This window comes from Acinetobacter sp. XH1741 (assembly GCF_041021895.1).
Lineage (GTDB): Bacteria > Pseudomonadota > Gammaproteobacteria > Pseudomonadales > Moraxellaceae > Acinetobacter.
On sequence record NZ_CP157428.1, the window covers coordinates 1,420,390 to 1,443,488 of the forward strand.

The following is a 23,099-nucleotide window of genomic DNA, read 5'->3' on the forward strand; positions in this document are numbered from 1 at the left end:
CTTTTTTATTGCCGGAAGTTGCTTCTCTTTTGGGGAAAAGAGGGTTATTAATTTTGCTCTAAAATAAGGCTATTTATGACCTCATCTGATAATTTGCTGTCCTCATCTGCACTTAAATAGCACTTTTAAAAGCGTATGATTATAAATATTAAGAAAATATATAAGGATATAAGTGAATTGTAGATTCACTTAAAGGAGTCTGACATGAATGCTAAAGTAAATATTTCTAATCGTGCTGGAGCAAGTTTCCCTGTGCGTCGTATGGATTTTGAATTTGCTCAAGTCCCACGCTATTGGGCAAATTACGATGCAGGATTAACTCATTTTATGACAGCATTATCAGTTCTTTTTCCGGAAGGAGAACAGTTCTTTGTAAATAGTACGCGTGCTGTACGAAATGATCCTAAACTTGCTGACCCAGATCTTCAAAAAGAAATTAGTGCTTTTATTGGTCAAGAAGCAATGCATTCGAAAGAACATTTAGCATTTAATGCTTCAGCGCAGGCTTATGGATATGATGTCCGTCATATGGAAAAGCAAACAGGCAAAGTCATTAAGATGGGTACGGCTGTTGTAACCAAGTTAATGAAACCTTTTGGCTACACCAAAGAGATGATTGATTTAACAGGCACTTGTGCTTTAGAACACTTTACATCGACGATTGCAGCTGAACTTTTACAAAATCCTGAAATTCAAGCAATGTTTCAGGATGACACGATGTATCATCTATGGATGTGGCATGCAGTAGAAGAAAATGAACATAAAGCAGTGGCGTTCGATGTGTATACAAGCATGTATGGACAAGGCCCGAAAGCTTATTTTATGCGTTCAACTGCTTTAATTATTGCAATGGCTTTAATCTTTGCTACTCAGTCTTATTTTACTGCCAAACTACTTAAAACTGATGAAAAGTTAACTTGGAAAGATACTAAGTATATGCTTAAGTTTATGTATGGTCGTAAGGGCTTTATGACACGCCAAATTCCAGAATTATTAGATTTCTTAAGACCAAAATTCCATCCAAATGATTCTGATACAACTGCTTTATTGGCAACTTGGCGTGAAAAGTTAGGGCTTTAAAATTACTTTTAAAAAGAGCAATTAAATTGCTCTTTTTTTTACTCGTTTTTTTCGTTGGAGTTTCTATAATACGCTTACTTTGAAATCTAAGAATGTATTGAAACTCATGATTCGTACTATGCAAGCCTCCGATATAGATAGCGTTGCTCACATTGAGAAGCTTGTTCAAACACATCCATGGTCTAGGCAGCAATTTTTAGAGTCCCTCGATGCTTATCAATGTACGGTAATTGAGTTAAATCATAAGGTGGTTGGTTTTTGTATTTTACAACCCGTTTTAGATGAAGCGAATTTGTTGCTTATGGCGATTGATCCTCAAATGCAAGGTAAAGGTTTGGGCTATGAATTGTTAGAGGCATCAATTGAACGTTTAAAGAATCAGCCTGTACAAATTTTTCTTGAAGTTCGTGAAAGTAATAAAGCGGCAATTGGCTTATACGAAAAAACAGGTTTTCATCAAATTGACTTACGTCGTAATTATTACCCAACCCAAGAAGGCGGGCGAGAACATGCGGTCATTATGGTAAAAACCTGTACTGATGATTTCGCTTCTTTATTTTAAGACTCCTGTCTTATTGGGTGTTTACCAAAAAGACAGGACAGAATTATTTAATAATTAAATTATTCCACTCAGAAGGTAATGTTGTCATAAGTGAATTGCCTAATTGATGTATCTCTTCGAGCGATAGTGATCTGTTTAAGCGGCGCCATTGGCCATCGAGTAAAAGTTCTAGCGGAGTATATTGAGATTTATAATTCATCTTGGCTGAGTGGGGGACCCAATACCCTAAATAAAGATATTCTAAACCAAGTGATTTTACGTATTCGATTTGATTCAGAATCGAATAAACACCTAGAGATCGGCGGTGTTCATCTGGGTCAAAGAATGTATAGACCGCAGATAATCCATCGTCCATTAGGTCACAGGTAGAAACGCTAATAAGACGATTGTCTTTCCATAGTTCTAGAAAAAAGCTATCTGTACAGCTATGAACCAGAAATTTTTCAAATTGATCTAAACTTGGTGGAAACATATCGCCATCAGCATGGCGCTCGTTAATGTAACGTTCATATAGATCATAATGTATTTGCGCAGCTTGTCGGGTTGGCAGAACCGTCATAGTCAGGTCTTGATTTCGCTTCCAAGCTTTTTTTTGCATGCTGTTCATTTGGAAGTCGGCAACAGGCACACGACAAGATAAACACTGTCTGCATAAATGACATTCAGGACGGTAAACAAAGTCACCACTACGACGAAATCCTAAACGAGATAGCTCAGATAAAGTTACAACATCGATGCGATGAATTGGGTCTAAAAAGACCATACGTGCTGACTTATTTTCTAAATAGCTGCAATCGTGAGGTGGAGTAATATAATATTGCAGATCATTTAAAAGGGACTTCGGGTGATATGATTTCATGATTGGTCCCTCCTGTTGTCATTCCATTAACTTTGCATTTAATGCTATTGTTTTACTTGAAAATACACGTTCTTGATACTTTTTCCAATTGATAGATGGGTGAATAATTACATCTTGTAACGATTTAAGGTAGTCCTGCCGAGAAAGTGTACAAGCTCCAAGGCTAATTAAGTGACTATTTACAAGTTGGCAGTCGACCCATGGAAGCTGATTTTCTTGTCCGATCAACATTAATGTATAAAAAGCCATTTTAGAAACATCGGTTTGGGTACTAAACATAGACTCGCCAAAACAACCCTTACCGATGGTAATTCCATATAAGCCACCCACCAGTTGTTCTTCTTGCCAGACTTCTACGCTATAGCCATAACCTGCATCAAACATGGCACAATAACCCTGAATAATATCTTCGCTAATCCAAGTTTCGTTGGCATAGCTTCGAGGGAGTGAACATGAGCGGATGACCTGTTCAAAAGCACGATTTACCGTAATGGTGTAATCATACTTTTTCATGTTCCGAATGAGCGATTTACTTGGTTTATAGTTTTGAGGATAAATCACGCAGCGTGGTTCAGGGCTCCACCAACAAATAGGCTCATCTTCATTAAACCACGGGAAAAGTCCGTGGGTATATGCTTCATAGAGCGTAGAAGGGGAGAGGTCAGCACCAATACAAATTAGACCATGACCATCTGGATCGGCTTCCTCTGGATCTGGAAAAATATATTTAGATAGAGGTAGTTTGTTCATAAGTCTAAAATAATGTGTGCTTAAGGGTTATGCTATAAAAATTAATATGACGCAGCCATTAATTATTATAAATTATAAAAAAACAGCCGTTATGAAACGGCTGTTTGTAATATCTAAATTAAAGGTTATCTAGATATTTTTCTGCATCTAATGCTGCCATACAGCCTGAACCAGCTGAAGTAATCGCTTGACGGTAGATACTGTCAGCAACATCACCCGCAGCAAAAACACCTGCTACAGAAGTTGCTGTTGCATTACCTGAAGTACCACTTTGTACTTGAATATAGCCATCACGTAAGTTTAACTGGCCTTCAAACATTCCAGTGTTTGGCTTGTGACCAATGGCAACGAATAAGCCTTGAACTTGTACATCTTGTTTGCTTTCATCTTTTGTAGATTTTAAGCGAACACCTGTTACACCAGTATTGTCGCCAAGAACTTCTTCAACTTCATGGTTCCAAACGATACTGATTTTGCCTTCTTTTTCTTTAGCAAATAAGTGATCTTGCAAAATCTTTTCAGAGCGTAAAGAATCACGGCGGTGAACAAGGGTTACATGTTCAGCAATATTTGATAAATAAAGCGCTTCTTCAACCGCTGTATTACCACCACCGACAACCATAACGTTTTGGTTCTTATAGAAGAAACCGTCACATGTTGCACAAGCGCTCACGCCTTGGCCCATAAATTTTTGTTCAGACTCTAAACCAAGATATTGAGCTGTAGCACCAGTTGCAATAATGAGCGCATCACAAGTGTACTCATCCATATCACCTTTAAGAACGAAAGGACGTACACTTAAGTCCACTTCATTAATATGGTCATAGACGAGTTCAGTACCGAAGCGTTCAGCATGTGCTTGCATGCGGTCCATTAAAGCAGGACCTGTTAAACCTTCAGGATCGCCCGGCCAGTTGTCAACTTCGGTTGTTGTTGTAAGTTGGCCGCCAAGCTGTAAACCTGCAATAAGTGTTGGTTTAAGATTTGCACGTGCTGCATAAACAGCTGCACTATAACCAGCAGGGCCAGAACCGAGAATAATTAACCGAGAATGACGAGCACTCATTGAGGGTATCCTTATTTATTTCGAGAATTTTGAAAATTATACGTGAAATTGCCGACCAATAGCGTGAAATCAATGTGGATAATATTGATCAGGTCAATCGAATTAAGTTATATAACAATATAGAAGTGCCTTATGTTAACAACAACTGTAAAGAATCATGCACCTTTTTTGTAAGAACAGGTGCATAATATAAAGTTAATTCGTTGAAGATCTAGAATGTAGATCTTCACATCTCTAAACCAATAATTAAATGGGTTACAGGACTGTATATGACTGCGGTGTCAAGTGTTTATGCACAGCGCTTATTGATGACATTATTCTTGGTCTCTTTTGGTATTTATATGTTTCTGGCGACAGTAACATATACGCCATTTGATCCGGGCTGGATGCATATTTCAAGTGATACTCAGCAAGTATCCAATGCGAGTGGTATTGCCGGTGCATGGATTGCAGATTTGCTGTTTGGCTTTTTAGGTTGGGCAAGTTTACTTATTCCAATTTTCCTGTTTGTTGAAGCCATCCAAGTCTGGTGGCCGCATAGCTTTCTAAATCGTCCATTCCGTTATGCTGCTCAATTCTTCTTAATTCTTGTTGTGTCGAGTTTGCTTTACTTACACTGGAATGTGCCTGCAGATACTTTAGATAATGCGGCAGGCGGGATTATTGGTTATGAATTGGGGCAAAGCCTGTCTCAACTTTTAACGATTTATGGTGCGACACTATTTCTGCTCGTATTTGGAGTGGTGCTGTTCACTTTGGCATTTGGGGTACAGTGGAGCAAAACTTGGGTTACGCTCAAAGCGATGCCAAGTTATTTGCAAGATTTGTTTTATAAAAACGTATCTCCGAATGAATCTGCTTATGACTTAACAACTCAGCCTGCAAATAAAACAGCAGCAGTAAAAGTTGCAGAGATGCCTAAAGTGGAAACTGCCACTGAAGCGGAAAATATACAACCTGAAAAAACTCAATCTAAAGTTAAGTCTACAAGACATGATGAAATGGCAGAGCGTTTATTTGCTGATGTTTTAGCGAAAGAACAAAGCCAGCCTGAAACTGTTGAAGAAAAGCAAACTTCTCAGCCAGAAAACTTTGAACGTACACTTGAGCAAGCTCAACAGCTTAAAAAAGATAGTGAGCGTTTAGTGGCGACAGGTGAAGTTTGGCGTGCCCTGCAACGTGATGATGCAAGTCATAAACAAGAAATTGATGCACTGTTAAGAGCTGCTGACGATTCAAATGATCAAGCTCCAACTCATGAGCAGTTTCAAGAAACTGTTTACCAAGCTAAACAAAATCAAGCTCAGCCATCGAATATCCATCAAGGGTTAGATTGGAATGATGATGAGATTTTTGATGAATTACTTGCCGCAGTTCCAAACAGTAAAACAGCAACTGATGTACATACGCCGTTTGTACAAGACCATCATGTTGAACCAGTAGTAGCACCGCAAGTTTCTCATACATCAGTTGAAGCCTCTGTACCTGTATCAAATTTAAATCAGTCACCTAAAAATTTATCAAATGAACAAGTGTTCGATGACTTTGATGATTTATTGATTGATGAGGATATTGCTCAGGTAGCTCAACCAGCCCGAGCAAGTAGCTATGCCCAATCTTCAGCATTTGTAAAAGCACCTATTCAAACAACAATTGGTGCAGAGAAGCTTTCGAAAGAAGAGTTTATTGAAGCTTGGCAAGAAACTGCTGGAAAGCCGGAAGATGAGCTTGATGATGAATTTGATTTTGATGCACCATTAACTGATGCATCAGGCCGACCAATGTCTCGTGCAATGCAAGTGGCTAAGAAACGTTTAGATTTGCCGACCTTACCGGGCTTTGAATTGCTTGATAAAGTTGACCCAAACAAAAAAGTGAACTTTACCGAAGAGCAGCTTTCTCGTTTGTCTGAATTGCTTGAGATCAAATTACAAGAGTTTAATGTTAAAGCTCAGGTTGTTGAAGCTCAGCCAGGCCCAGTTGTTACACGTTTTGAACTAGACTTAGCTCCGGGTGTTAAAGCATCTAAAGTGACTAATATTTCCCGTGACTTGGCGCGTTCAATGTCTATGGCTTCAGTACGTGTTGTGGAAGTTATTCCGGGTAAACCATATATTGGTATTGAAGTACCAAATAGTGCCCGTGAAATGGTGCGTTTGATTGAACTATTAGAAACGCCAACATATCGTGATCCAAGTGCGCTCATTAGCATGGCAATGGGTAAAGATATTTCAGGTAATCCAGTATTAACAGATTTAGCCAAAGCACCACACATGTTAGTTGCAGGTACAACCGGTTCAGGTAAATCAGTTGCAGTTAACTCGATGATTTTATCGATGTTGCTTAAATATACGCCTGATCAGTTACGTTTAATTTTAATTGACCCTAAACAGCTTGAATTGGCTAACTACAACGATATTCCGCATTTATTAACACCTGTAGTAACTGACATGAAAGATGCAGTTAGTGCATTAAACTGGTGTGTAAATGAAATGGAGCGTCGTTATAAGCTCATGTCATTCTTGAAAATTCGTAAGTTAAGTGACTACAACCGAAAAGTTGAAGAAGCGATTGCGAATGGGGAAGACTTGATTGATCCAACTTGGAAACCAAGTGACTCAGCAACACAAGAGCGTGCCCCTCGTTTAACACCATTACCATCAATTGTGATTGTGGCCGATGAATTCGCCGACATGATCATGCAGGTAGGTAAGAAAGCAGAGGAAATGATTACGCGTTTGGCACAAAAGTCTCGTGCTGCGGGTATTCATCTTTTACTTGCAACTCAACGTCCATCGGTAGATGTCATTACTGGTCTTATTAAAGCCAATATTCCAACGCGTGTAGCTTTACGTGTAAACAGTAAAATTGACTCACGTACTATTTTGGATGCAGGTGGTGCAGAAGACTTGTTAGGTCATGGTGATATGCTGTTCTTAGGACCAGGTAAAATTGAGCCTGAACGTGTACATGGTGCATTTATTAGTGATGATGAAGTGAACCGTATTTGTGATGCATGGCGTGAACGCGGTGAACCGGACTATGTAGATGAGATCTTAACGCCATATGATGAAGAACCTACTTCTCGTGGCTTTGAAGAGGGTGAGGGTGGTTCAGACCGTGATGCACTTTATGATCAATGTGTATCGTTTGTCTTAGAAACTAGAAAAGCTTCTACATCTTCATTACAGCGTAAGTTTAGTCTTGGTTATAACCGGGCTGCCCGTATTATCGACCAAATGGAAGAGAACGGCATTGTGAGCGCTATGGGCGCTAATGGTAAGCGCGATATTTTGGTTTAATATGTCCTCTTAAAATTAAGCCTCTTCGGAGGCTTTTTTATGCTTAAAAATAATAGTTCCAACGAGAGTTTAAGATTTTATCGAATAGTAAAAAATGCTAATGTGTGCTTCTAAACAAATAACAATGAAACAAATCAGGAGGACAACATGTTAGTCGCGTTAATTACGTTAGCTTTTATTCATTTTTGTGCGCTTATTACCCCTGGGCCTGATTTTTTTCTGGTATCACAGACCGCAGTGAGCCGATCTCGCAGAGAAGCCATGTTGGTTGTTGCAGGAATAACAGTTGGCGTTATGTTTTGGGCATCTTTAGCGCTGATGGGCTTAAATATTATTTTTGAAAAAATGGCTTGGTTAAAGCAAGGTTTACTCATCGCAGGTGGTTTGTACCTGTGTTGGTTAGGCTATCAAATGTTGCGTTCGGCATTTTCAAAAAATCAGCCGGAAGAGGTTACAGCTGTTGAGTTGCCTAAAGCACCGTATTTATTTTTTATGAAGGGCTTGCTGACCAATTTATCAAATCCGAAAGCTGTGATTTATTTTGGTAGTGTGTTCTCTTTATTTTTAGCAAATCCTCAACTTGATCAAGTGCATTGGCTGCTTTTTATTATTGTGTCAGTTGAAACGATTTTATGGTTCTGCTTTGTGACTTTTATTTTCTCATTACCAAGTTTCAGAGTGGCTTACCGTAATTTCTCGAAATGGATTGATGGTATTTCAGGTGGTATTTTTACCGTGTTCGGTATTTTCCTGATTGGAAATCGATAAATCCAGACGATTAAAAAAGCCTCTTAAAGAGGCTTTTTTATTTTTCAGCTTAAGCAAACTTTGCTAAAACTTCTAAAAACGGTGCTGATTGACGTGGAAACTTAGCAATTACGTCATGAATGCGTTCACCTTCAGGACTTGTTGCATTGATATCTCGACCATCTGCAACAAATTTAGTCAAAAGACGTTCATAGTCATTCGGACGCATATGTTTGAATGCATGGTAGAGCACGTGAAAATCTGCGTTCACACCATTTGGAGGAAGTTGGTTGAGGTAGGCAAAAACACGCTCATCGGACCATTCTTCATTGAAAGTTGCTGGCTGTGATAATGCCATGACAATCTCCTCATTTTAAAAAAGGCAAAATAACTTGCGTTATTTTGCCTTGATTCTGATTTATTGAATAGTCAGAAATAGAATTATCGTTCTTCAGGTAAATTGATATTCATTTCTAACATTTCGATATTTGCTTCAGAACGAACTTGCATTTGGATATGCTGTTCGCCTACACCGCTTACATAGCGACTAACCACCTGCATGATTTCTTTCTTCATTTGGTCAATCTTGTCTTGGCTTAGACGACGGCCTAGACCTTGTTCTGATGCAACAATAACTTTTAAACGATCTTTGGCAGTTTGAGCACTTGTTGGTTTTTCTTCACTGCTAAATAATTTACTCCAGAATCCTGCCATATCTACGCTCCAAATAGTCGTGCTAACCAGCCTTTAGGTTGAGCTGTGATGTGTCGATAAGGGCGGTCTTCGCCAAGAAAGCGAGCAACCAAGTCATCATACGCTTGTCCAGCTTTAGTTTCTGAATACAGAATAACTGGCTTACCTTCGTTTGATGCTTGTAATACACTTGGACATTCTGGAATAACACCTAATGTCGGTACGCGTAAAATATCTTTAGAAATATCATCAATCGTCAGCATTTCCTGACGGTCAGCACGTTCAGGGTTAAAACGTGTAATACATAAATGCTTACGTATACGTCCTTCGTTGTGTTCAACTTTTTTAGTTTTGCTGTCTAACATTCCGATGATGCGGTCAGAGTCACGTACTGAAGAAATTTCAGGGTTTGTCACAATGATTGCTTCATCTGCATGGTACATTGCTAAAATCGCACCACGCTCGATCCCCGCAGGTGAATCACAAATAATGTAATCAAATTCTTGAGCAAGCTCATCAATTACACGAGCAACACCTTCGTCGCTCAAAGCATCTTTATCACGGGTTTGTGAAGCCGGCAAAATGTAAAGGTTTTCGATATCTTTATCGCGAATAAGGGCTTGTTGCAGACGTGCTTCATTATTAATTACATTAACGAAATCATAAACAACACGACGCTCACACCCCATAATTAAATCAAGGTTACGTAAGCCTACATCAAAGTCAATCACAACAGTTTTATGACCACGAAGGGCTAAACCTGTTGCAAAAGATGCACTCGTTGTAGTTTTACCTACACCACCTTTGCCTGATGTTACGACAACAATTTTGGCCACCGAATCCACTCCTATTATGGTCATACATACACCCTTAAAAGGGCTGTTTTTTGGTGATTTGCTTAATAAACTAAAGTTCTAGAGCTTCAAATTCAAGCTCTTGCTTTTCATTTAAATAAATATGTACTGGCTTTTTTACCACATGTTTAGGGATATCATCTGCGACACAATATGTTCCGGCAATGGAAACGAGTTCAGCCTCTAAAGATTGGCAAAAAATACGTGCAGCAGCGTGCCCACCCGCACCAGCAATGACTCTACCACGAACCGTGCCATAAATATGTATATTTCCTGAAGCAATCACTTCAGAACCACTATTCATGCCAGCTTTTAAAATAATATCGCCTTGATCTTGTACAAGAGATTGGCCTGTACGCAAAATTTCATCATGATAAGAGGTAATATGGGCAACTGCATTATTATTTAGTGGTTTTTTTGTTTCTGGTGAAGCTTGTGCAGGTGCTGGTTTCTCTACAATTGCAACTTGCTCGGCAGTTGCCTTAATGCGTTGTAATGGTTGATCTGCCGGTAACACAGGGAATTGAATAGCACGGGCTTCATCACCTAATATACCGTCAATGACTGCCATAGGTTGTAAACCTAAGCTCACTAACAGCTGAATCAAGGCAATTAGCTCTTGCTCAACAGTACTATCTATAATAACGACAGTTCCTTGATAGGAACCTTCATTTAGAATATTTGATAATTGCTGGCGGATCACATCATGATCATTCGTATCGAAGGTTATCCTGCTAAAGTTAACCATTCTGCCGGTAATCCGGATATCAGCCATAAGTCTTCCTTCAAGGCGTTAAAACGAGCTGTAGTATCGTTAAGTTTATTGTAAATAGAACAAATGCTAGAACAAATCGCACCAATTCTCTAGCGTGTTTCATAAAAAATTAAATAAATGCTTATTCTTTGATTCGATCACGCTCCGCAAGCATTTGTTGCCACTGTTTGACTTTAACTTGTTTACGAATTGCTTCAAGACTTTCGAATACGACAGACTCAACAAGTTGTTCAAGCTCGCGGTTATTAATATTTATATTACTAATCTTTTCTGAAATTAATTGATAAGTTGCATTGGGCTGTTCTTTTGAACCTTCAATTAAAGGTTCGATTAAACCTGCACTAATATTTTCACCGAGTCGTTGACCAATACTTTGAATTTGTTGTTCGATACGACCGCCGACTAAAGGAATTAAACGTAATAACTGAGTGAGTTCAGGTGTATTTTCTATGGCTTGATCAACAATTTGTCCAACACCTTTTGTGATTGCTGGTTTTTGTTCTTTTAAAGCTGTAGCCAACGATTCTTGTAAAATAGAGGTGAGGGTAATGGTAAATTGTTCACGATGGTGATTTACCAGCTCGTGAATAATTTGCTTATGACTTGAACTGGTTTGGAGTTCATTTCGAATACCGTCAATTACGGTAATAACAACACGGTCAGATAACTCTTCCATAACAACGCGGTAGTAAAATAGACCGTTTTTTCTCCAGCTTTCCGGAATAATAGGATAGCCTAATTCATATAGACGGTATGCGATAATACCAGCGCGAAATAAACGTAAAAAACGTAATTGTGGAATGATGGCTAAAATTTCATACCCGTGAATGAATGGAAAGAAAAACCAGCGCTTATGGTGCTTATAAACAATAGAGATGCCCCAGCGGACAAGAAACTCGGTAATTAAAAAACCAATAAACCAAGCTTCAGTCGTAATCACCCAAGGGTGCAAATAAGTTTTATAAAAGGTGAGTACTTGGGACAAGTGAATGTGTTCAAAAAACCATGCCCCAATACTGCTCATTAAAAAGAAATTTGCTGCAAGACAGAACAGATTGAAAATAATAATAAACACCATAAAGATGTCATAAATCAAAAACAGCTTAAATGAAATGCTGCTTGAGTCCCTATGGTGATATTTTGCTGGTTTTTCGGTACTGTTTTGCATAGCGATAAATGCTTTTAATGAGTTGAAGTAGTATATCGAGCTTTCATTTGTTCGATGAGTTGATCTTTCTCAGTCCAAAGCTCATGTACCCATTGTTGAAAACGTTCACGGTAAACTGGGTCATCTTCATAGTTACCGCCGAGTACCCAGTCCGGTATTTCAATTTTACGAAGATTTACCGCAATTTGTGAAACATCGCCTAACCAGAATTCGCCATAACCCGGCACACCGTCAGGATAAACAATCGTCATATCAACCAGAGCATCAATTTTGTCGCCCAAAATATTTAGAGCCAGCGCCAATCCGCCTGCTTTAGGTTTTAATAAATGTTTATATGGCGAATTTTGTTGATCATGTTTCTCTTGAGTAAAACGGGTACCTTCCAAATAGTTTAATAACGTAAAAGGTTGGCTTAAGAGCTGTTCACACGCTTTACGTGCTTCCATCATGTCACGATCTTTGAGTTCGGGATTTTTCGCAATTTGCTCTTTGGTATGACGCTTCATCATTGGAAAGCCTAAAATTTTAAAGGCTTGACCAACGAAAGGAATAAAAATGAGTTCCCACTTTGTAAAAAAGCGGGTCAGTGGCATACGGGTTAAACCGAAGTATTGGTTTACAGTGGTATCAACCCAACTTTGGTGGTTACATGTCATTAAGTAACGGCCTTGCATACTCAAATCAAGACCTTCATCGATCGTAATGTCCCACTTTAAATTAGGTAAAACATGATCAATGAGCCAGTTATTGACACCCAGCCAGCTATTTGTAATTTGAATATTGGTTTCATCAATTTTAGAAGATTTTTTTAATAACTTAGTCAAACCTAAAGCCAATACAGGTGGTCCATGAAAAAAAGTACTACCTGTGATGACTGTACCTACAGTGAGTCCACGTGTAATTTTTTTTAGCGCAGATTGCTTATTGGGTGCAGTTGACATATAAATGACCCCGAATATCTAAAATCCATAGAAAGTTGTTCAACTATAACTATCGTGAAATGAAATACAACGGTATCTTAGATAACAATGAAGAAATTGTGATGAGTGAGCGTCTTAAAGTGCATCAAAATATTACAAAAAACTAACTAAACTGTTTATTATTAACAAAATATCAATGTTTTATACTTCCTTTTTGTTTCATTATTCATCCAGACAACAAAACACACAAATGTGAGGAGGCATGCAATGCGTGCATTAGCGATTTCAACACTAATCGGGGCTGGTTTGGTTCTTTCTGGTTGCCAAACTACAGGGAATGGCGGCAACGGTTTTGAATATGACAAAACAGCAGTAGGCGCAGTACTTGGTACAGCATTAGGTTACGGTATTTCTAAAGGTATTGGTAACGGTAGCAGCGCTCAGAATAACCGTGCAATGGCAATCGGTGCAGTTCTTGGTGGTGCTGGTGGTTTATATCTTGACAATAAAGAGAAAAAATTACGTCAACAAATGGCGGGTACTGGCGTAAATGTTGGCCGTAACCCAGATGGTTCTGTTCAATTGATCATGCCAGGTAGCATTACTTTTGATACAAACAAATCAAATATCAAACCAAACTTCTATGCAACTTTAAACAAGGTTGCTCAAACTTTGGCTGAAGATAACAAGAGTGCAATTCTTGTAACAGGTTACACTGATAACACTGGTAATGATTCAATCAACATTCCATTATCACAAGCACGTGCTCAATCAGTACGTAGTTATTTAGCAAGCCAAGGCGTATCTGCTAGCCGTATCGACGCGCAAGGTTATGGTTCATCTAACCCAATCGCAGATAACTCAACTGCAGCTGGTAAAGAACAAAACCGTCGTGTTGAAATCAGCATTTATGCAAAACAATAAGATCTAGTTTATTGTTTCAAAAACCACCTTCGGGTGGTTTTTTTATGAGTGCAGTACAAAAAATAATCACGACATTCTGCGGCGCATAAATTGCATTATTAGACATCATTTATACATATCCGTAGATTTACTATTGGGATTCTAAAAAAGAGATGACTATAATCATGCTCGAAAAATTAAGAGGTAATACACGATGTCATCTGCCAGTCAATTGAACAACAAGCAAGAAGAAGCCATGAAATATACTCAAGGCCCTTTATTGGTGCTTGCTGGTGCTGGTTCAGGTAAAACATCTGTAATTACACGTAAGATTGCCTATTTGGTGCAGCATTGCCGCATTCCTGCGCATCGTATTACAGCAATGACCTTTACCAATAAAGCTGCACGTGAAATGAAAGAGCGTGTAACCAAGCTTTTATCACGTGAAGAAGCAAAAGGTTTGTCTGTTTCAACCTTCCATACTTTTGGTTTAAATCTTTTACGTTTAGAACTTAAAAATTTACCTTTAAAAGCTAATTTTTCGATTTTGGATGCAGATGACTGTAAACGTATTTTGATGGATTTGATGCATCGCGATAATTTGTCGGGTGCAGAAAGCAAAGAATTAATTGCCAAGGCAATGAAGAAAATTTCAGATTGGAAAAACGATCTGATTGTGCCGGAGCAAGCACATTCGACCTGTGAAACACCAGAAGATGTTCAATTTGCCCATCTTTATCAGCTCTATGAGCGTAATTTACGTGCTTATAACGCAGTTGATTTTGATGACTTGATTGTTATGCCAACGCGTTTATTGCAAGAAAATGCCGAAGTACGTGACAAATGGCAAAACCGCGTTCGTTATTTATTGGTCGACGAATATCAAGATACTAACACCGCACAATATATTTTAGTGAAACTGTTAGTTGGTGTAATGGGGCAGTTTACAGCCGTTGGTGATGATGACCAGTCGATTTACGCATGGCGTGGTGCTAAGCCTGAAAATATGGCTTTGCTTAAACAGGATTTCCCAAATTTACATATTATTAAGCTTGAGCAAAATTACCGTTCGACCAGCCGTATTTTGAAAGCTGCCAACTGCGTGATTCAAAATAACCCGCATATTTTTGACAAGAAATTGTGGAGTGATAAAGGACATGGCGAGGTCATCAGAATTATTACCTGCCGTAATGATGATGATGAAGCGGAGCGCGTAGTTAAAGACTTACTGACTCATAAACTTATGAACGGTAAGAACTGGAAAGATTATGCTGTACTGTACCGTGGAAACTTTCAGGCACGTGTATTAGAAACCCAGCTTCGCCAAATGCAGATTCCGTACAAACTCTCTGGCGGTACGTCGTTCTTCGCGCGTGCAGAAATTAAAGATGTGATGAGCTACTTACGTCTTATTATTAACCCTGAAGATGACAGTGCGTTCTTACGTATTATTAATACACCTAAACGTGCGATTGGCCCGGTTACTTTAGAGAAGCTAGGTTTATTCGCACAAGAAAATCATTTGTCTTTGCTTGGTGCTTCTTCTGACCAGCGTTTAAGTATGGTCCTGCCTAAAAAAGCAGAAACCCAATTGCATGAGTTTGCCGACTTTATCGCGACATTTACGCGTGAGTTGTTAGAAGATGATGAGCCTGTGCCTAAAGTTCGTCAAATGATGAATGAAGCGGGTTATATCGATTATATTCGTGAGCAATCTGCAACACCTGCTCAAGAGAAAAGTAAGCTCGATAATATCGAGAATTTATTTACTAGTATTCAAAATCTGATTAATCGTGCAGAAGATGTAGATGAAAAGAATATTGAAAGCGTCATTCGCAAACTGGTTTTACTCGACTTGTTAGAACAGCAGCAAGAAGAAGAGGACACAGACAAAGTAAACCTACTTACTTTGCATGCAGCAAAAGGTTTGGAGTTCCCGTATGTTTATATTATGGGACTTGAAGAAGAGCTTTTACCGCATAAAAACTCGATTGCAGCTGAAACCATTGAAGAAGAACGCCGTCTTATGTATGTGGGAATTACCCGTGCACGTCAAGGGCTGACTTTGACTTTGGCAGAACAGCGTAAAAATGGCGGTCAAATGAAACAGATGACCCCAAGCCGTTTCCTTGATGAGCTTCCGCAAGACGAGCTCGAATGGTTAGGGCGTAAAAAGAAAATTGCAGCAAATGTTGACCCTAAAGAACAGGCTCAACAATATTTGGCAAATTTAAAAGCTTTATTAAAGCGTTAATTTTTTAATTTTTAGGAAATCTCATGAAAGTTCAAGTTAAATTGCTCGATCCGCGTTTAGGTAAAGAATGGCCTTTACCTTCATATGCAACAGCAGGGTCAGCAGGTCTAGATTTACGTGCCTGTGTAGATGAAGCAATTGAAATTGAACCAGGCCAAACTGTATTGGTTAAAACAGGTATGGCAATTTATATTCATGATGTGAATTTTGCTGGTTTGATTTTACCGCGTTCAGGTTTAGGTCATAAACACGGTATTGTGCTTGGCAATTTAGTTGGATTAATTGATTCTGACTACCAAGGTGAATTGATGGTTTCAGTTTGGAACCGTGGTCAAACGACATTCCGTTTAGAGCCAGGTGAACGTTTAGCACAATATGTTTTAGTTCCAGTGGTTCAAGCCGAATTTGAACAAGTGACTGAGTTTGAAGAAACTTCACGTGGTGCGGGTGGCTTTGGACACACGGGTAAACAATAATTAACTTATAAAAAATAATGAAAAGAAACGCCTGTTTTACAGGTGTTTCTTTTTATACCTTGAATGTTACAATGAATTATATTACAAAACGCTTTACTCATACTCTTTTGACTTTTTTAGCAAATACCCTTTTGAATACTCTATGTTTTTGCGATAGATCAGATTGATCTTTAAAATAGAAGATACGCTATGAATGTAAGACACTCATTCCCAAAAAATATTTTCCGTGCTTACGATATTAGAGGCAAACTTTCTTATTTAACTACGGACGTCGTCCGTTCAATTGCCTACGGATTGGCACAACAATATAAACAAGCGGAACAAACTCGACTGGTTATTGGTTATGATGCGCGTTTAACAAGCCCAGCTTATGCGCATTTAATTGAAGAGATATTAGTAGAACAGGGCCTAACGGTTACCAATATTGGCTGTTGCTCAACGCCCATGATGTATTATCTCGCACGAGAGTTTGGTGGTAACGGTATTATGGTGACAGCGAGCCATAATCCTAAATCAGATAATGGTATAAAGTGGATCTTAAAAGGTGAGCCTCCATCTCCTGAAATGATTCAGCAAGTTGGCGAATTTGCTCAAACTTATACACCTACTCATACAATTTCATTATTAGAATTATCAACTCCTCAATTTAAAGCAGAATTTTGCAAACAATACCAACAAGCTATCTTAAAAGATATTCAACTCAAGCGGCCTTTAAAAGTTGTATTAGATGGCTTGCATGGTTCAGCAGGACATTGCTCAAAATTTATTCTTGAAAAAATGGGGTGTGAGGTGATTGCCTTACGTACTACCCCAAACGGTGAATTCCCCGATCACGCACCTGACCCTTCGCATGCTGCGCATTTGAAAGAGTTACGTAAAACGATTATCGAACAAGAGGCAGACATCGGTATTGCTCTTGATGGCGACGGTGATCGCGTTGTACTACTCGATGAAAAAGCCAACATTATTACAGCGGATCGTTTATTGTCGTTATTTGCTCAAATGTGCTTGGAACAACAACCAGAAAAAGAAATTGTATTTGATGTGAAATGCTCACTGATGGTTCAAAGAACCGTAGAGACACTGGGCGGCCAAGCAAAAATGATTCGTACCGGAAGTAGCTTCCTCCGTGCCTATTTATCGAAGTCCAAAGGTCATGCCATTTTTGGTGGTGAATACGCTGGCCATTATGTGTTTAATGACGGACGCGGTTTTGGGTATGACGATGGTATATACGCTGCACTTCGTGTAATGGAGTATTTCACCGAGTCTCGTGCGACAACAATTTCTGATTTATTTTCTATTTATCCGGAAAGATGCTGTACCGAAGATACCTATATTAGCACCCACCAGTCAGACCCTAAGCACGTATTGCAAGATATTGAAATTTTGAGCCATCGTTTAGGTGCTCATATTAGTAAAATTGATGGTGTACGTCTTGATTTTGATGACGGTTTTGGCATTATTCGAGCATCAAATACAGGCGAGTATTTCACTGTAAGATTTGATGCTGATAATCCTTTACGCTTAAAGGAAATACAGCAAAAATTTATTGATATGTTGCAAGAGCGTTACCCGCAAATTGCACAAGAACTTTCTGAGGCCTAATAAGGAGAGGCGCAATGCCACAACATCAGCATCTTGGCGTCGACAAAGCAAAAATCTTGATTGAAGCTTTGCCATATATTCAACGTTTTTCTGGTAAGACGCTAGTGGTGAAATATGGTGGTAATGCGATGACTGATCCGGAGCTTGAAAGTTCATTTGCCCGAGATATCGTTTTACTTAAAACAGTGGGTTTAAATCCGGTTGTTGTGCATGGTGGTGGCCCACAAGTTGACTCTTTTTTAAAACAATTAGGTCGTGAGTCTGACCGTATTGATGGTATGCGTGTGACTGATGCTGCGACTATGGAAGTAGTTGAAATGGTATTGGGTGGTAGCGTAAACAAATCCATTGTTAATTTAATTAATAAACACGGCGGTCGTGCAATTGGTCTAACTGGTCAAGATGGCAATCTATTACGTGCTCGTAAGCTCTTGATGGAAAAACAAGAAGAAGATGGTTCTATCAAGCATATTGACCTAGGTATGGTAGGTGAAGTAACTGGGGTAAAAACAGATGTGTTAGAAATGTTTACCCAAAGTGATTTTATTCCTGTGATTGCACCATTAGGCGTAGATGAAAAAGGCAACACCTATAATATTAATGCTGACTTGGTGGCTGGTAAGGTTGCAGAGGCATTAGGTGCAGAAAAATTAATTCTGCTCACTAATATTACTGGTGTATTAGATGAAAACAAAAAACTATTAACTGGTTTAACAACTCAAGAAGTTGACCGCTTAATTGAAACAGGTGTGATTTACGGTGGAATGATTCCTAAAGTAGGCTGTGCACTTGATGCTGTAAAAGGTGGTGTTGTGAGTGCACACATTGTGGATGGTCGCGTACCACACGCAACATTACTTGAAATCTTTACAGATCATGGTGTAGGTACATTGATTTCAAATCGCACAAATGCAGCACACTAAATTTGATGTTTTTATTAAAAGATCACGCTAAGTGGTCTTTTTTTATGTCTTTTAATTTTGGTCATTTTTTTGTCATGAGCTTTGACTAGTGTAAGGGGTGTCACTAGGAGCGTTCATTATGCTGGAAAAATTTAATCAATATCGCCAAACCTGGACTTTACCTTTAAATCGTCATAAAACTACGAATCAAACACAATTTCGCTTTGAATGGGTTGATAACTTAAAAGAATTACAAGATGTACAACGGTTCCGTGCACAACAATTTAGTAAACAATTCGGTATCCATTTTGAAGATAATTTAGATCAAGATATCTACGATTTTAGTTGTGAACATGCGGTATTACGTGAAAAATGGACTGGTGAGATCGTTGCCTATACACGACTTAAACTCTTCCAAGGCCATGAAATAGCGCAGAGTTATAGTGCGCATGAGTTTGATATTGTTCCTCATTTGTCACACTTGCCAAACGTATTGGAAATAGGGCGTACCTGTGTTCATCCACGCTTTCGTAATGGTAAGGCACTTTCTACGCTTTGGATGAACCTTGCACCTAAAGTGTTGTGGTCAATGCGTGCTAAATATTTGATGGGATGTGTGAGTATTCACCTCCAGGATAATTTAGCTCGAGCTTACTATACGCACCGTCAGATTCAGCAATTATCAGACACTAAGACTATCGATATTCGCTCTAAAAAGATTTATGAGCCTGAGTACCCTGAGTTTAGCTTTCCTCAAGATGAACGAATGCCGAAACTGTTTCAAATGTATTTGAGTATGCAGTCTAAATTATCTAAAGAAGCCTTTTTCGATGATAAATTTAACTGTCTTGATTATTTTGTATTCTTAGAAGTGAATAAAATTGCGACTTCATTTGTAATGAACAAAATGGCTCAGAGATAAAGATATCTTATATTTTGTAATAGCGAGCACATATTGGGATTTACAAGCTATTTTACTCTCATGCACAATAGTGCATACGGGGTAATGAAGTGAATAAGTTTAAAACAATATGTGCCAGCTATTAGGAATGAATTGTGCAACACCAACGGACATTACTTTTTCTTTCCGTGGGTTTTCACAACGCGCAGGAATTACCTCTGACCACAGTGATGGATTTGGTATCGCCTTTTTTGAAGATAAGGCATGCCGTTTATTTGTAGACAACCAATCAGCAGTCGAATCTCCAATTGCTGATCTGATTCGTAATTATCCCATCAAATCACGTAACGTGATTGCACATATCCGTAAGGCCACCCAAGGTAAAATTACACTTGAGAACTCCCATCCCTTTATTCGGGAATTATGGGGACGTCACTGGATTTTTGCCCATAATGGCGATTTACATGATTTTAATCCACCGCTTAGTGGACGTTTTACGCCTATCGGTAATACAGACAGTGAAAGAGCATTTTGTTATTTATTAGACCAGTTGGTTGAAGTATTTGGCTATGAAGAGCCAAGTCTTGATCAGATATTTGAAGTATTAGAAAAGATTTCGCCACAAATTGCAGAATATGGCACATTTAATTTCTGCTTATCGAATGGAAAAGCTTTATTTAGCTATGCAATTACTAAATTGCATTGGTTAGTTCGAGAATATCCATTTAACAATGCACATTTAATCGATTTAGATGTAGAAGTCGATTTTAGTGAGGTCACTACGCCTGAAGATAGGGTAGCTGTGATTACAACGGAGCCATTAACCCATAATGAAACATGGACAGCTTATCAACCAGGTGAAATGATTTTATTTCAACATGGAAAGCCTATAAAAAAAGCTATTACCCGAGTTGAAAGATTAATACGTGAAGAGAAAAACCCTGAACTTAAACGGATTACTCGTGCAGACCAATATTAATTTTTTAATTAAATAATTTTTAATAAGTGAAAAGTATATTTTTATTTATTTAGCAATAAAGTATTTTGTTTAAAAAATACTTTATTGTTTTAGTTGGTTAATATTATTTAATTTATTACAAATCAAATGCTTGGATATTTATTGGATTTTGTTTATATAAAACCAACGAAATAGCTTTGTTTTTATTTATACCCTTTAAAGATAAGATGCGATTTATGCAACAGTCATTGAACATCATTGGGGGTGATGGATGAAAATGAAATGGGCTTCGGAATATAATACGGGTATTGATGTTATTGATGAACAGCATAAACGAATACTCGATTATATTAATGAGATTGATGATGTAAAAGATGAAGAAGATAGACGTCGTATTAAAGACGTTCTAGACAATATTATTGATTATACGCAGTCACATTTTACCTTTGAAGAAAGTTTGCAAGAAGAAGCAGATTATAAATATAGAGTTCCTCATAAACGTGTACATGACTTGTTTATTAAAAAAATAGAGTTATATCGTGAACGTTTTGAAATGGGACATACGATTGAAGCAGAATTACAAGAGATTTTGGCTAAATGGTTAATTAATCATATTCAACATGATGATGCCGATTATGTAGGAGCAGTAAAAGAAAATATGATGGGGATTATTAAAGAAAAAGAAAAGAAGAAAGGAAAAAACTGGTTCGCTCGTTTTTTCTCATAAATTTAACTGGAAAAACTCTAATTTACAGTTAGCGCGGCAAACTATCGTTTCGGTGGTTTGCTTTTTTTATTATGCAATCTTTGATTTTCATGCATGAGACGGGCAAAATATCGAGAGACTTTTTCAAGGAATGCATAATGCAGGACATACCTATGTCACGATGGTTATCGCCTCTTATGGCGTTTTGCTTATCTTTTGTCATCATGGCTACATTAGCACCTACCATGGGTATCCAGATTGATCGTCAGCTCGATTTCTGGTTATTGTGGTTTGGCACAATGTTGTTATTGGCATTACCAGTTTGTTATTTGGAAATTGCTTTAGCAAAACGATCTAAAACAACCGCTTTAAATGCGTTATCGAGTTTAACTCGTGAAGCAGATAGTTCACCTAAATGGCGTTTGGTTGGTTGGCTTGCTGTTGTTTTTATTCCTTTTTTAGCCGGTAATGTTCTAAGCACTGCAAGTAATATCTTAGTTGCACAATTTGCTCCAAGCATTTCAGGCCAAATTATTTTTGCAGGCCTTGCAGTCGCGGCCTTGGTATTATCATTTATTCCACGTCAAATTCTCATTTTATTAATGACATTAGGCGTGATCGCTTCTATTGTGCTGGCAAACATGATGGGAACGTCTTTACAACCGTGGCACTGGACCAATGTAGAGTTCAAAGAGTGGGGTAATGCAACCGTACTTGCACTGGTAGCGAGTGGTCTAGGTTTAGGCCTTTACTGGCAAAATACAGTTGGTACGGTTAAAGCTGAAGAAGGAGCAACTAAAACGGTTCTTCCAATTTGGTTGGCTCAGCTCATTGCTGTAATTGCTTTTGGTTTCTTTTCGCTTCAAGCGCAATTACCAGTCCTTACTTGGATATTTACAGGGGTAATGACATCGGCCTTGTTTGTTCAATTGGCAAGAGAGCAGTTGGCTCAGCGTCAGCTTATGCCTATTTTACAGTGGGTGATTATTGTTGTCGCAATTGCGGTTTGGGCAGTGCCTGAGCTTCATAATTTATTTACGCTTATTCTTATGCTTTGGGGCTTACTCATTAGTTTGATCTATGCAATTTTTGCAGGTTGGATTATGAAGATTAGCCATTTGCGTAAATCGATGAATTTCAGCAATGAGCTTTTCTATAATTTATGGCGTATTGCTGTACGTATTGTATTGCCGCTTTCAATTATTGTGGCAATGATTGCTGTAATTGGACAAAGTATCTAATGGAACGTGCTCAACAAGTTTGGGTTGCTTTTGCAGCGCCAGATCAACAGTTTTTAATTTCTATTCCATTTGAAGAAGGGATGACGGCTTCGCAGGCAGTTCAACTAAGTGGTTTATCAAATCAAGTTAATTTGCCTGAACCACTTCAGCTTGGCGTTTTTGGAGTAAAAATAGAAACTGATGCAGTACTACATGCAGGTGATCGAGTTGAAGTTTACAGACCTTTAACGATCAATCCAAAAGACATTCGCAGGAAACGTGCTGCGAAGAATCCAGTGGGTAGATACATTAAAAGTAATCGCTCTAAGCAATCAGCTCAATAAGCAAAACCCCTCAAGTTTTTTCACTTGAGGGGTTTCTTTTTATTAGAAAAA

The 23,099-nt window shown here is 38.5% G+C and carries 23 protein-coding genes; 14 read left to right on the top strand and 9 right to left on the bottom strand.

The features are described from left to right. The first annotated feature begins 204 nt into the window (after positions 1 to 204). Positions 205 to 1,080 (top strand): metal-dependent hydrolase, encoded by an 876-nt coding sequence (locus tag ABLB96_RS06890; protein ID WP_348897777.1) that lies wholly within the window; start codon positions 205 to 207, stop codon positions 1,078 to 1,080. 106 nt (positions 1,081 to 1,186) lie between these two features. Further along, the gene (gene rimI / locus ABLB96_RS06895) at positions 1,187 to 1,642 is read left to right on the top strand and encodes a ribosomal protein S18-alanine N-acetyltransferase (protein ID WP_348897778.1); all 456 of its coding nucleotides are present in this window, start codon (positions 1,187 to 1,189) and stop codon (positions 1,640 to 1,642) included. Positions 1,643 to 1,685: 43 nt separating this feature from the next. Here the strand turns inward: rimI and ABLB96_RS06900 are convergent, their stop codons facing one another. From ABLB96_RS06900 to trxB, 3 genes are all read right to left on the bottom strand, one after another. Then, positions 1,686 to 2,501 carry an arginyltransferase gene (locus ABLB96_RS06900; RefSeq protein ID WP_348897779.1) on the bottom strand — a complete coding sequence of 272 codons (816 nt, stop codon included), beginning with the start codon at positions 2,499 to 2,501 and terminating at the stop codon, positions 1,686 to 1,688. Between the two features lie 18 nt (positions 2,502 to 2,519). Continuing rightward, entirely contained in the window at positions 2,520 to 3,251 is a 732-nt protein-coding gene (aat, locus tag ABLB96_RS06905) for a leucyl/phenylalanyl-tRNA--protein transferase (protein ID WP_348897780.1), read from the bottom strand. Between the two features lie 118 nt (positions 3,252 to 3,369). Continuing rightward, positions 3,370 to 4,317, bottom strand: coding sequence for a thioredoxin-disulfide reductase (gene trxB, locus ABLB96_RS06910; protein WP_348897781.1), 948 nt, complete (start codon positions 4,315 to 4,317; stop codon positions 3,370 to 3,372). Positions 4,318 to 4,586: 269 nt separating this feature from the next. On the opposite strand from trxB, the gene ABLB96_RS06915 reads away from it, so the two are divergent. Together ABLB96_RS06915 and rhtC are read left to right on the top strand one after the other, a co-directional pair. Further along, positions 4,587 to 7,619, top strand: coding sequence for a DNA translocase FtsK 4TM domain-containing protein (locus ABLB96_RS06915; RefSeq protein WP_348897782.1), 3,033 nt, complete (start codon positions 4,587 to 4,589; stop codon positions 7,617 to 7,619). Between the two features lie 147 nt (positions 7,620 to 7,766). Then, the gene (rhtC, locus tag ABLB96_RS06920; RefSeq protein WP_348897783.1) at positions 7,767 to 8,387 is read left to right on the top strand and encodes a threonine export protein RhtC; all 621 of its coding nucleotides are present in this window, start codon (positions 7,767 to 7,769) and stop codon (positions 8,385 to 8,387) included. Between the two features lie 49 nt (positions 8,388 to 8,436). Here the strand turns inward: rhtC and ABLB96_RS06925 are convergent, their stop codons facing one another. The 6 genes from ABLB96_RS06925 to ABLB96_RS06950 all read right to left on the bottom strand — a co-directional run bounded on the left by ABLB96_RS06925 (position 8,437) and on the right by ABLB96_RS06950 (position 12,797). Further along, positions 8,437 to 8,724, bottom strand: coding sequence for a PA4642 family protein (locus ABLB96_RS06925; RefSeq protein WP_348897785.1), 288 nt, complete (start codon positions 8,722 to 8,724; stop codon positions 8,437 to 8,439). Positions 8,725 to 8,807: 83 nt separating this feature from the next. Next, positions 8,808 to 9,080, bottom strand: a complete 273-nt coding sequence (gene minE, locus ABLB96_RS06930; protein ID WP_309454341.1) for a cell division topological specificity factor MinE — start codon at positions 9,078 to 9,080, stop codon at positions 8,808 to 8,810. 2 nt (positions 9,081 to 9,082) lie between these two features. Then, a complete protein-coding gene (gene minD / locus ABLB96_RS06935) occupies positions 9,083 to 9,895 on the bottom strand; it encodes a septum site-determining protein MinD (RefSeq protein WP_134262941.1) in 813 nt (270 codons plus the stop codon). Between the two features lie 70 nt (positions 9,896 to 9,965). Next, entirely contained in the window at positions 9,966 to 10,688 is a 723-nt protein-coding gene (minC, locus tag ABLB96_RS06940; protein WP_309454342.1) for a septum site-determining protein MinC, read from the bottom strand. A 121-nt stretch (positions 10,689 to 10,809) separates the two neighbouring features. Then, positions 10,810 to 11,856: a preprotein translocase subunit SecA gene (locus ABLB96_RS06945; RefSeq protein WP_348897786.1), complete on the bottom strand. Its 1,047-nt coding sequence runs from the start codon at positions 11,854 to 11,856 to the stop codon at positions 10,810 to 10,812. Positions 11,857 to 11,870: 14 nt separating this feature from the next. Further along, a complete protein-coding gene (locus tag ABLB96_RS06950; RefSeq protein WP_348897787.1) occupies positions 11,871 to 12,797 on the bottom strand; it encodes an acyltransferase in 927 nt (308 codons plus the stop codon). A 246-nt stretch (positions 12,798 to 13,043) separates the two neighbouring features. Between ABLB96_RS06950 and ABLB96_RS06955 the strand changes: the two genes are divergently transcribed. The 10 genes from ABLB96_RS06955 to ABLB96_RS07000 all read left to right on the top strand — a co-directional run bounded on the left by ABLB96_RS06955 (position 13,044) and on the right by ABLB96_RS07000 (position 23,048). Beyond that, positions 13,044 to 13,700: an OmpA family protein gene (locus tag ABLB96_RS06955; protein WP_348897788.1), complete on the top strand. Its 657-nt coding sequence runs from the start codon at positions 13,044 to 13,046 to the stop codon at positions 13,698 to 13,700. Between the two features lie 193 nt (positions 13,701 to 13,893). Then, positions 13,894 to 15,933 carry a DNA helicase Rep gene (gene rep / locus ABLB96_RS06960; protein ID WP_348897789.1) on the top strand — a complete coding sequence of 680 codons (2,040 nt, stop codon included), beginning with the start codon at positions 13,894 to 13,896 and terminating at the stop codon, positions 15,931 to 15,933. A gap of 23 nt (positions 15,934 to 15,956) precedes the next feature. Then, positions 15,957 to 16,409 carry a dUTP diphosphatase gene (gene dut / locus ABLB96_RS06965; protein WP_348897790.1) on the top strand — a complete coding sequence of 151 codons (453 nt, stop codon included), beginning with the start codon at positions 15,957 to 15,959 and terminating at the stop codon, positions 16,407 to 16,409. A 189-nt stretch (positions 16,410 to 16,598) separates the two neighbouring features. Further along, positions 16,599 to 18,017, top strand: a complete 1,419-nt coding sequence (locus tag ABLB96_RS06970; protein WP_348897791.1) for a phosphomannomutase/phosphoglucomutase — start codon at positions 16,599 to 16,601, stop codon at positions 18,015 to 18,017. A 14-nt stretch (positions 18,018 to 18,031) separates the two neighbouring features. After that, positions 18,032 to 18,940, top strand: coding sequence for an acetylglutamate kinase (gene argB / locus ABLB96_RS06975; protein WP_348897792.1), 909 nt, complete (start codon positions 18,032 to 18,034; stop codon positions 18,938 to 18,940). 118 nt (positions 18,941 to 19,058) lie between these two features. Continuing rightward, complete coding sequence (locus ABLB96_RS06980; RefSeq protein WP_348897793.1) at positions 19,059 to 19,841, top strand: GNAT family N-acyltransferase; 783 nt, start codon at positions 19,059 to 19,061, stop codon at positions 19,839 to 19,841. Positions 19,842 to 19,950: 109 nt separating this feature from the next. After that, positions 19,951 to 20,799 (top strand): class II glutamine amidotransferase, encoded by an 849-nt coding sequence (locus ABLB96_RS06985; protein WP_348897794.1) that lies wholly within the window; start codon positions 19,951 to 19,953, stop codon positions 20,797 to 20,799. A gap of 250 nt (positions 20,800 to 21,049) precedes the next feature. Then, positions 21,050 to 21,505 (top strand): bacteriohemerythrin, encoded by a 456-nt coding sequence (locus ABLB96_RS06990; RefSeq protein ID WP_044099926.1) that lies wholly within the window; start codon positions 21,050 to 21,052, stop codon positions 21,503 to 21,505. 152 nt (positions 21,506 to 21,657) lie between these two features. Further along, positions 21,658 to 22,725, top strand: coding sequence for a hypothetical protein (locus ABLB96_RS06995; protein WP_348897795.1), 1,068 nt, complete (start codon positions 21,658 to 21,660; stop codon positions 22,723 to 22,725). Further along, the gene (locus ABLB96_RS07000) at positions 22,725 to 23,048 is read left to right on the top strand and encodes an RnfH family protein (RefSeq protein WP_348897796.1); all 324 of its coding nucleotides are present in this window, start codon (positions 22,725 to 22,727) and stop codon (positions 23,046 to 23,048) included. The genes ABLB96_RS06995 and ABLB96_RS07000 overlap by 1 nt, the downstream gene beginning before the upstream one ends. The last annotated feature ends 51 nt before the right edge of the window (positions 23,049 to 23,099 follow it).

Excerpts from the sequence above, each read along its gene's own strand:
- ABLB96_RS06890 (WP_348897777.1), top strand. The coding sequence starts at position 205 with ATGAATGCTAAAGTAAATATTTCTAATCGTGCTGGAGCAAGTTTCCCT.
- rimI (WP_348897778.1), top strand. The coding sequence starts at position 1,187 with ATGATTCGTACTATGCAAGCCTCCGATATAGATAGCGTTGCTCACATT.
- ABLB96_RS06900 (WP_348897779.1), bottom strand. The coding sequence starts at position 2,501 with ATGAAATCATATCACCCGAAGTCCCTTTTAAATGATCTGCAATATTAT.
- aat (WP_348897780.1), bottom strand. The coding sequence starts at position 3,251 with ATGAACAAACTACCTCTATCTAAATATATTTTTCCAGATCCAGAGGAA.
- trxB (WP_348897781.1), bottom strand. The coding sequence starts at position 4,317 with ATGAGTGCTCGTCATTCTCGGTTAATTATTCTCGGTTCTGGCCCTGCT.
- ABLB96_RS06915 (WP_348897782.1), top strand. The coding sequence starts at position 4,587 with ATGACTGCGGTGTCAAGTGTTTATGCACAGCGCTTATTGATGACATTA.
- rhtC (WP_348897783.1), top strand. The coding sequence starts at position 7,767 with ATGTTAGTCGCGTTAATTACGTTAGCTTTTATTCATTTTTGTGCGCTT.
- ABLB96_RS06925 (WP_348897785.1), bottom strand. The coding sequence starts at position 8,724 with ATGGCATTATCACAGCCAGCAACTTTCAATGAAGAATGGTCCGATGAG.
- minE (WP_309454341.1), bottom strand. The coding sequence starts at position 9,080 with ATGGCAGGATTCTGGAGTAAATTATTTAGCAGTGAAGAAAAACCAACA.
- minC (WP_309454342.1), bottom strand. The coding sequence starts at position 10,688 with ATGGCTGATATCCGGATTACCGGCAGAATGGTTAACTTTAGCAGGATA.
- ABLB96_RS06945 (WP_348897786.1), bottom strand. The coding sequence starts at position 11,856 with ATGCAAAACAGTACCGAAAAACCAGCAAAATATCACCATAGGGACTCA.
- ABLB96_RS06950 (WP_348897787.1), bottom strand. The coding sequence starts at position 12,797 with ATGTCAACTGCACCCAATAAGCAATCTGCGCTAAAAAAAATTACACGT.
- ABLB96_RS06955 (WP_348897788.1), top strand. The coding sequence starts at position 13,044 with ATGCGTGCATTAGCGATTTCAACACTAATCGGGGCTGGTTTGGTTCTT.
- rep (WP_348897789.1), top strand. The coding sequence starts at position 13,894 with ATGTCATCTGCCAGTCAATTGAACAACAAGCAAGAAGAAGCCATGAAA.
- dut (WP_348897790.1), top strand. The coding sequence starts at position 15,957 with ATGAAAGTTCAAGTTAAATTGCTCGATCCGCGTTTAGGTAAAGAATGG.
- ABLB96_RS06970 (WP_348897791.1), top strand. The coding sequence starts at position 16,599 with ATGAATGTAAGACACTCATTCCCAAAAAATATTTTCCGTGCTTACGAT.
- argB (WP_348897792.1), top strand. The coding sequence starts at position 18,032 with ATGCCACAACATCAGCATCTTGGCGTCGACAAAGCAAAAATCTTGATT.
- ABLB96_RS06980 (WP_348897793.1), top strand. The coding sequence starts at position 19,059 with ATGCTGGAAAAATTTAATCAATATCGCCAAACCTGGACTTTACCTTTA.
- ABLB96_RS06985 (WP_348897794.1), top strand. The coding sequence starts at position 19,951 with ATGTGCCAGCTATTAGGAATGAATTGTGCAACACCAACGGACATTACT.
- ABLB96_RS06990 (WP_044099926.1), top strand. The coding sequence starts at position 21,050 with ATGAAAATGAAATGGGCTTCGGAATATAATACGGGTATTGATGTTATT.
- ABLB96_RS06995 (WP_348897795.1), top strand. The coding sequence starts at position 21,658 with ATGTCACGATGGTTATCGCCTCTTATGGCGTTTTGCTTATCTTTTGTC.
- ABLB96_RS07000 (WP_348897796.1), top strand. The coding sequence starts at position 22,725 with ATGGAACGTGCTCAACAAGTTTGGGTTGCTTTTGCAGCGCCAGATCAA.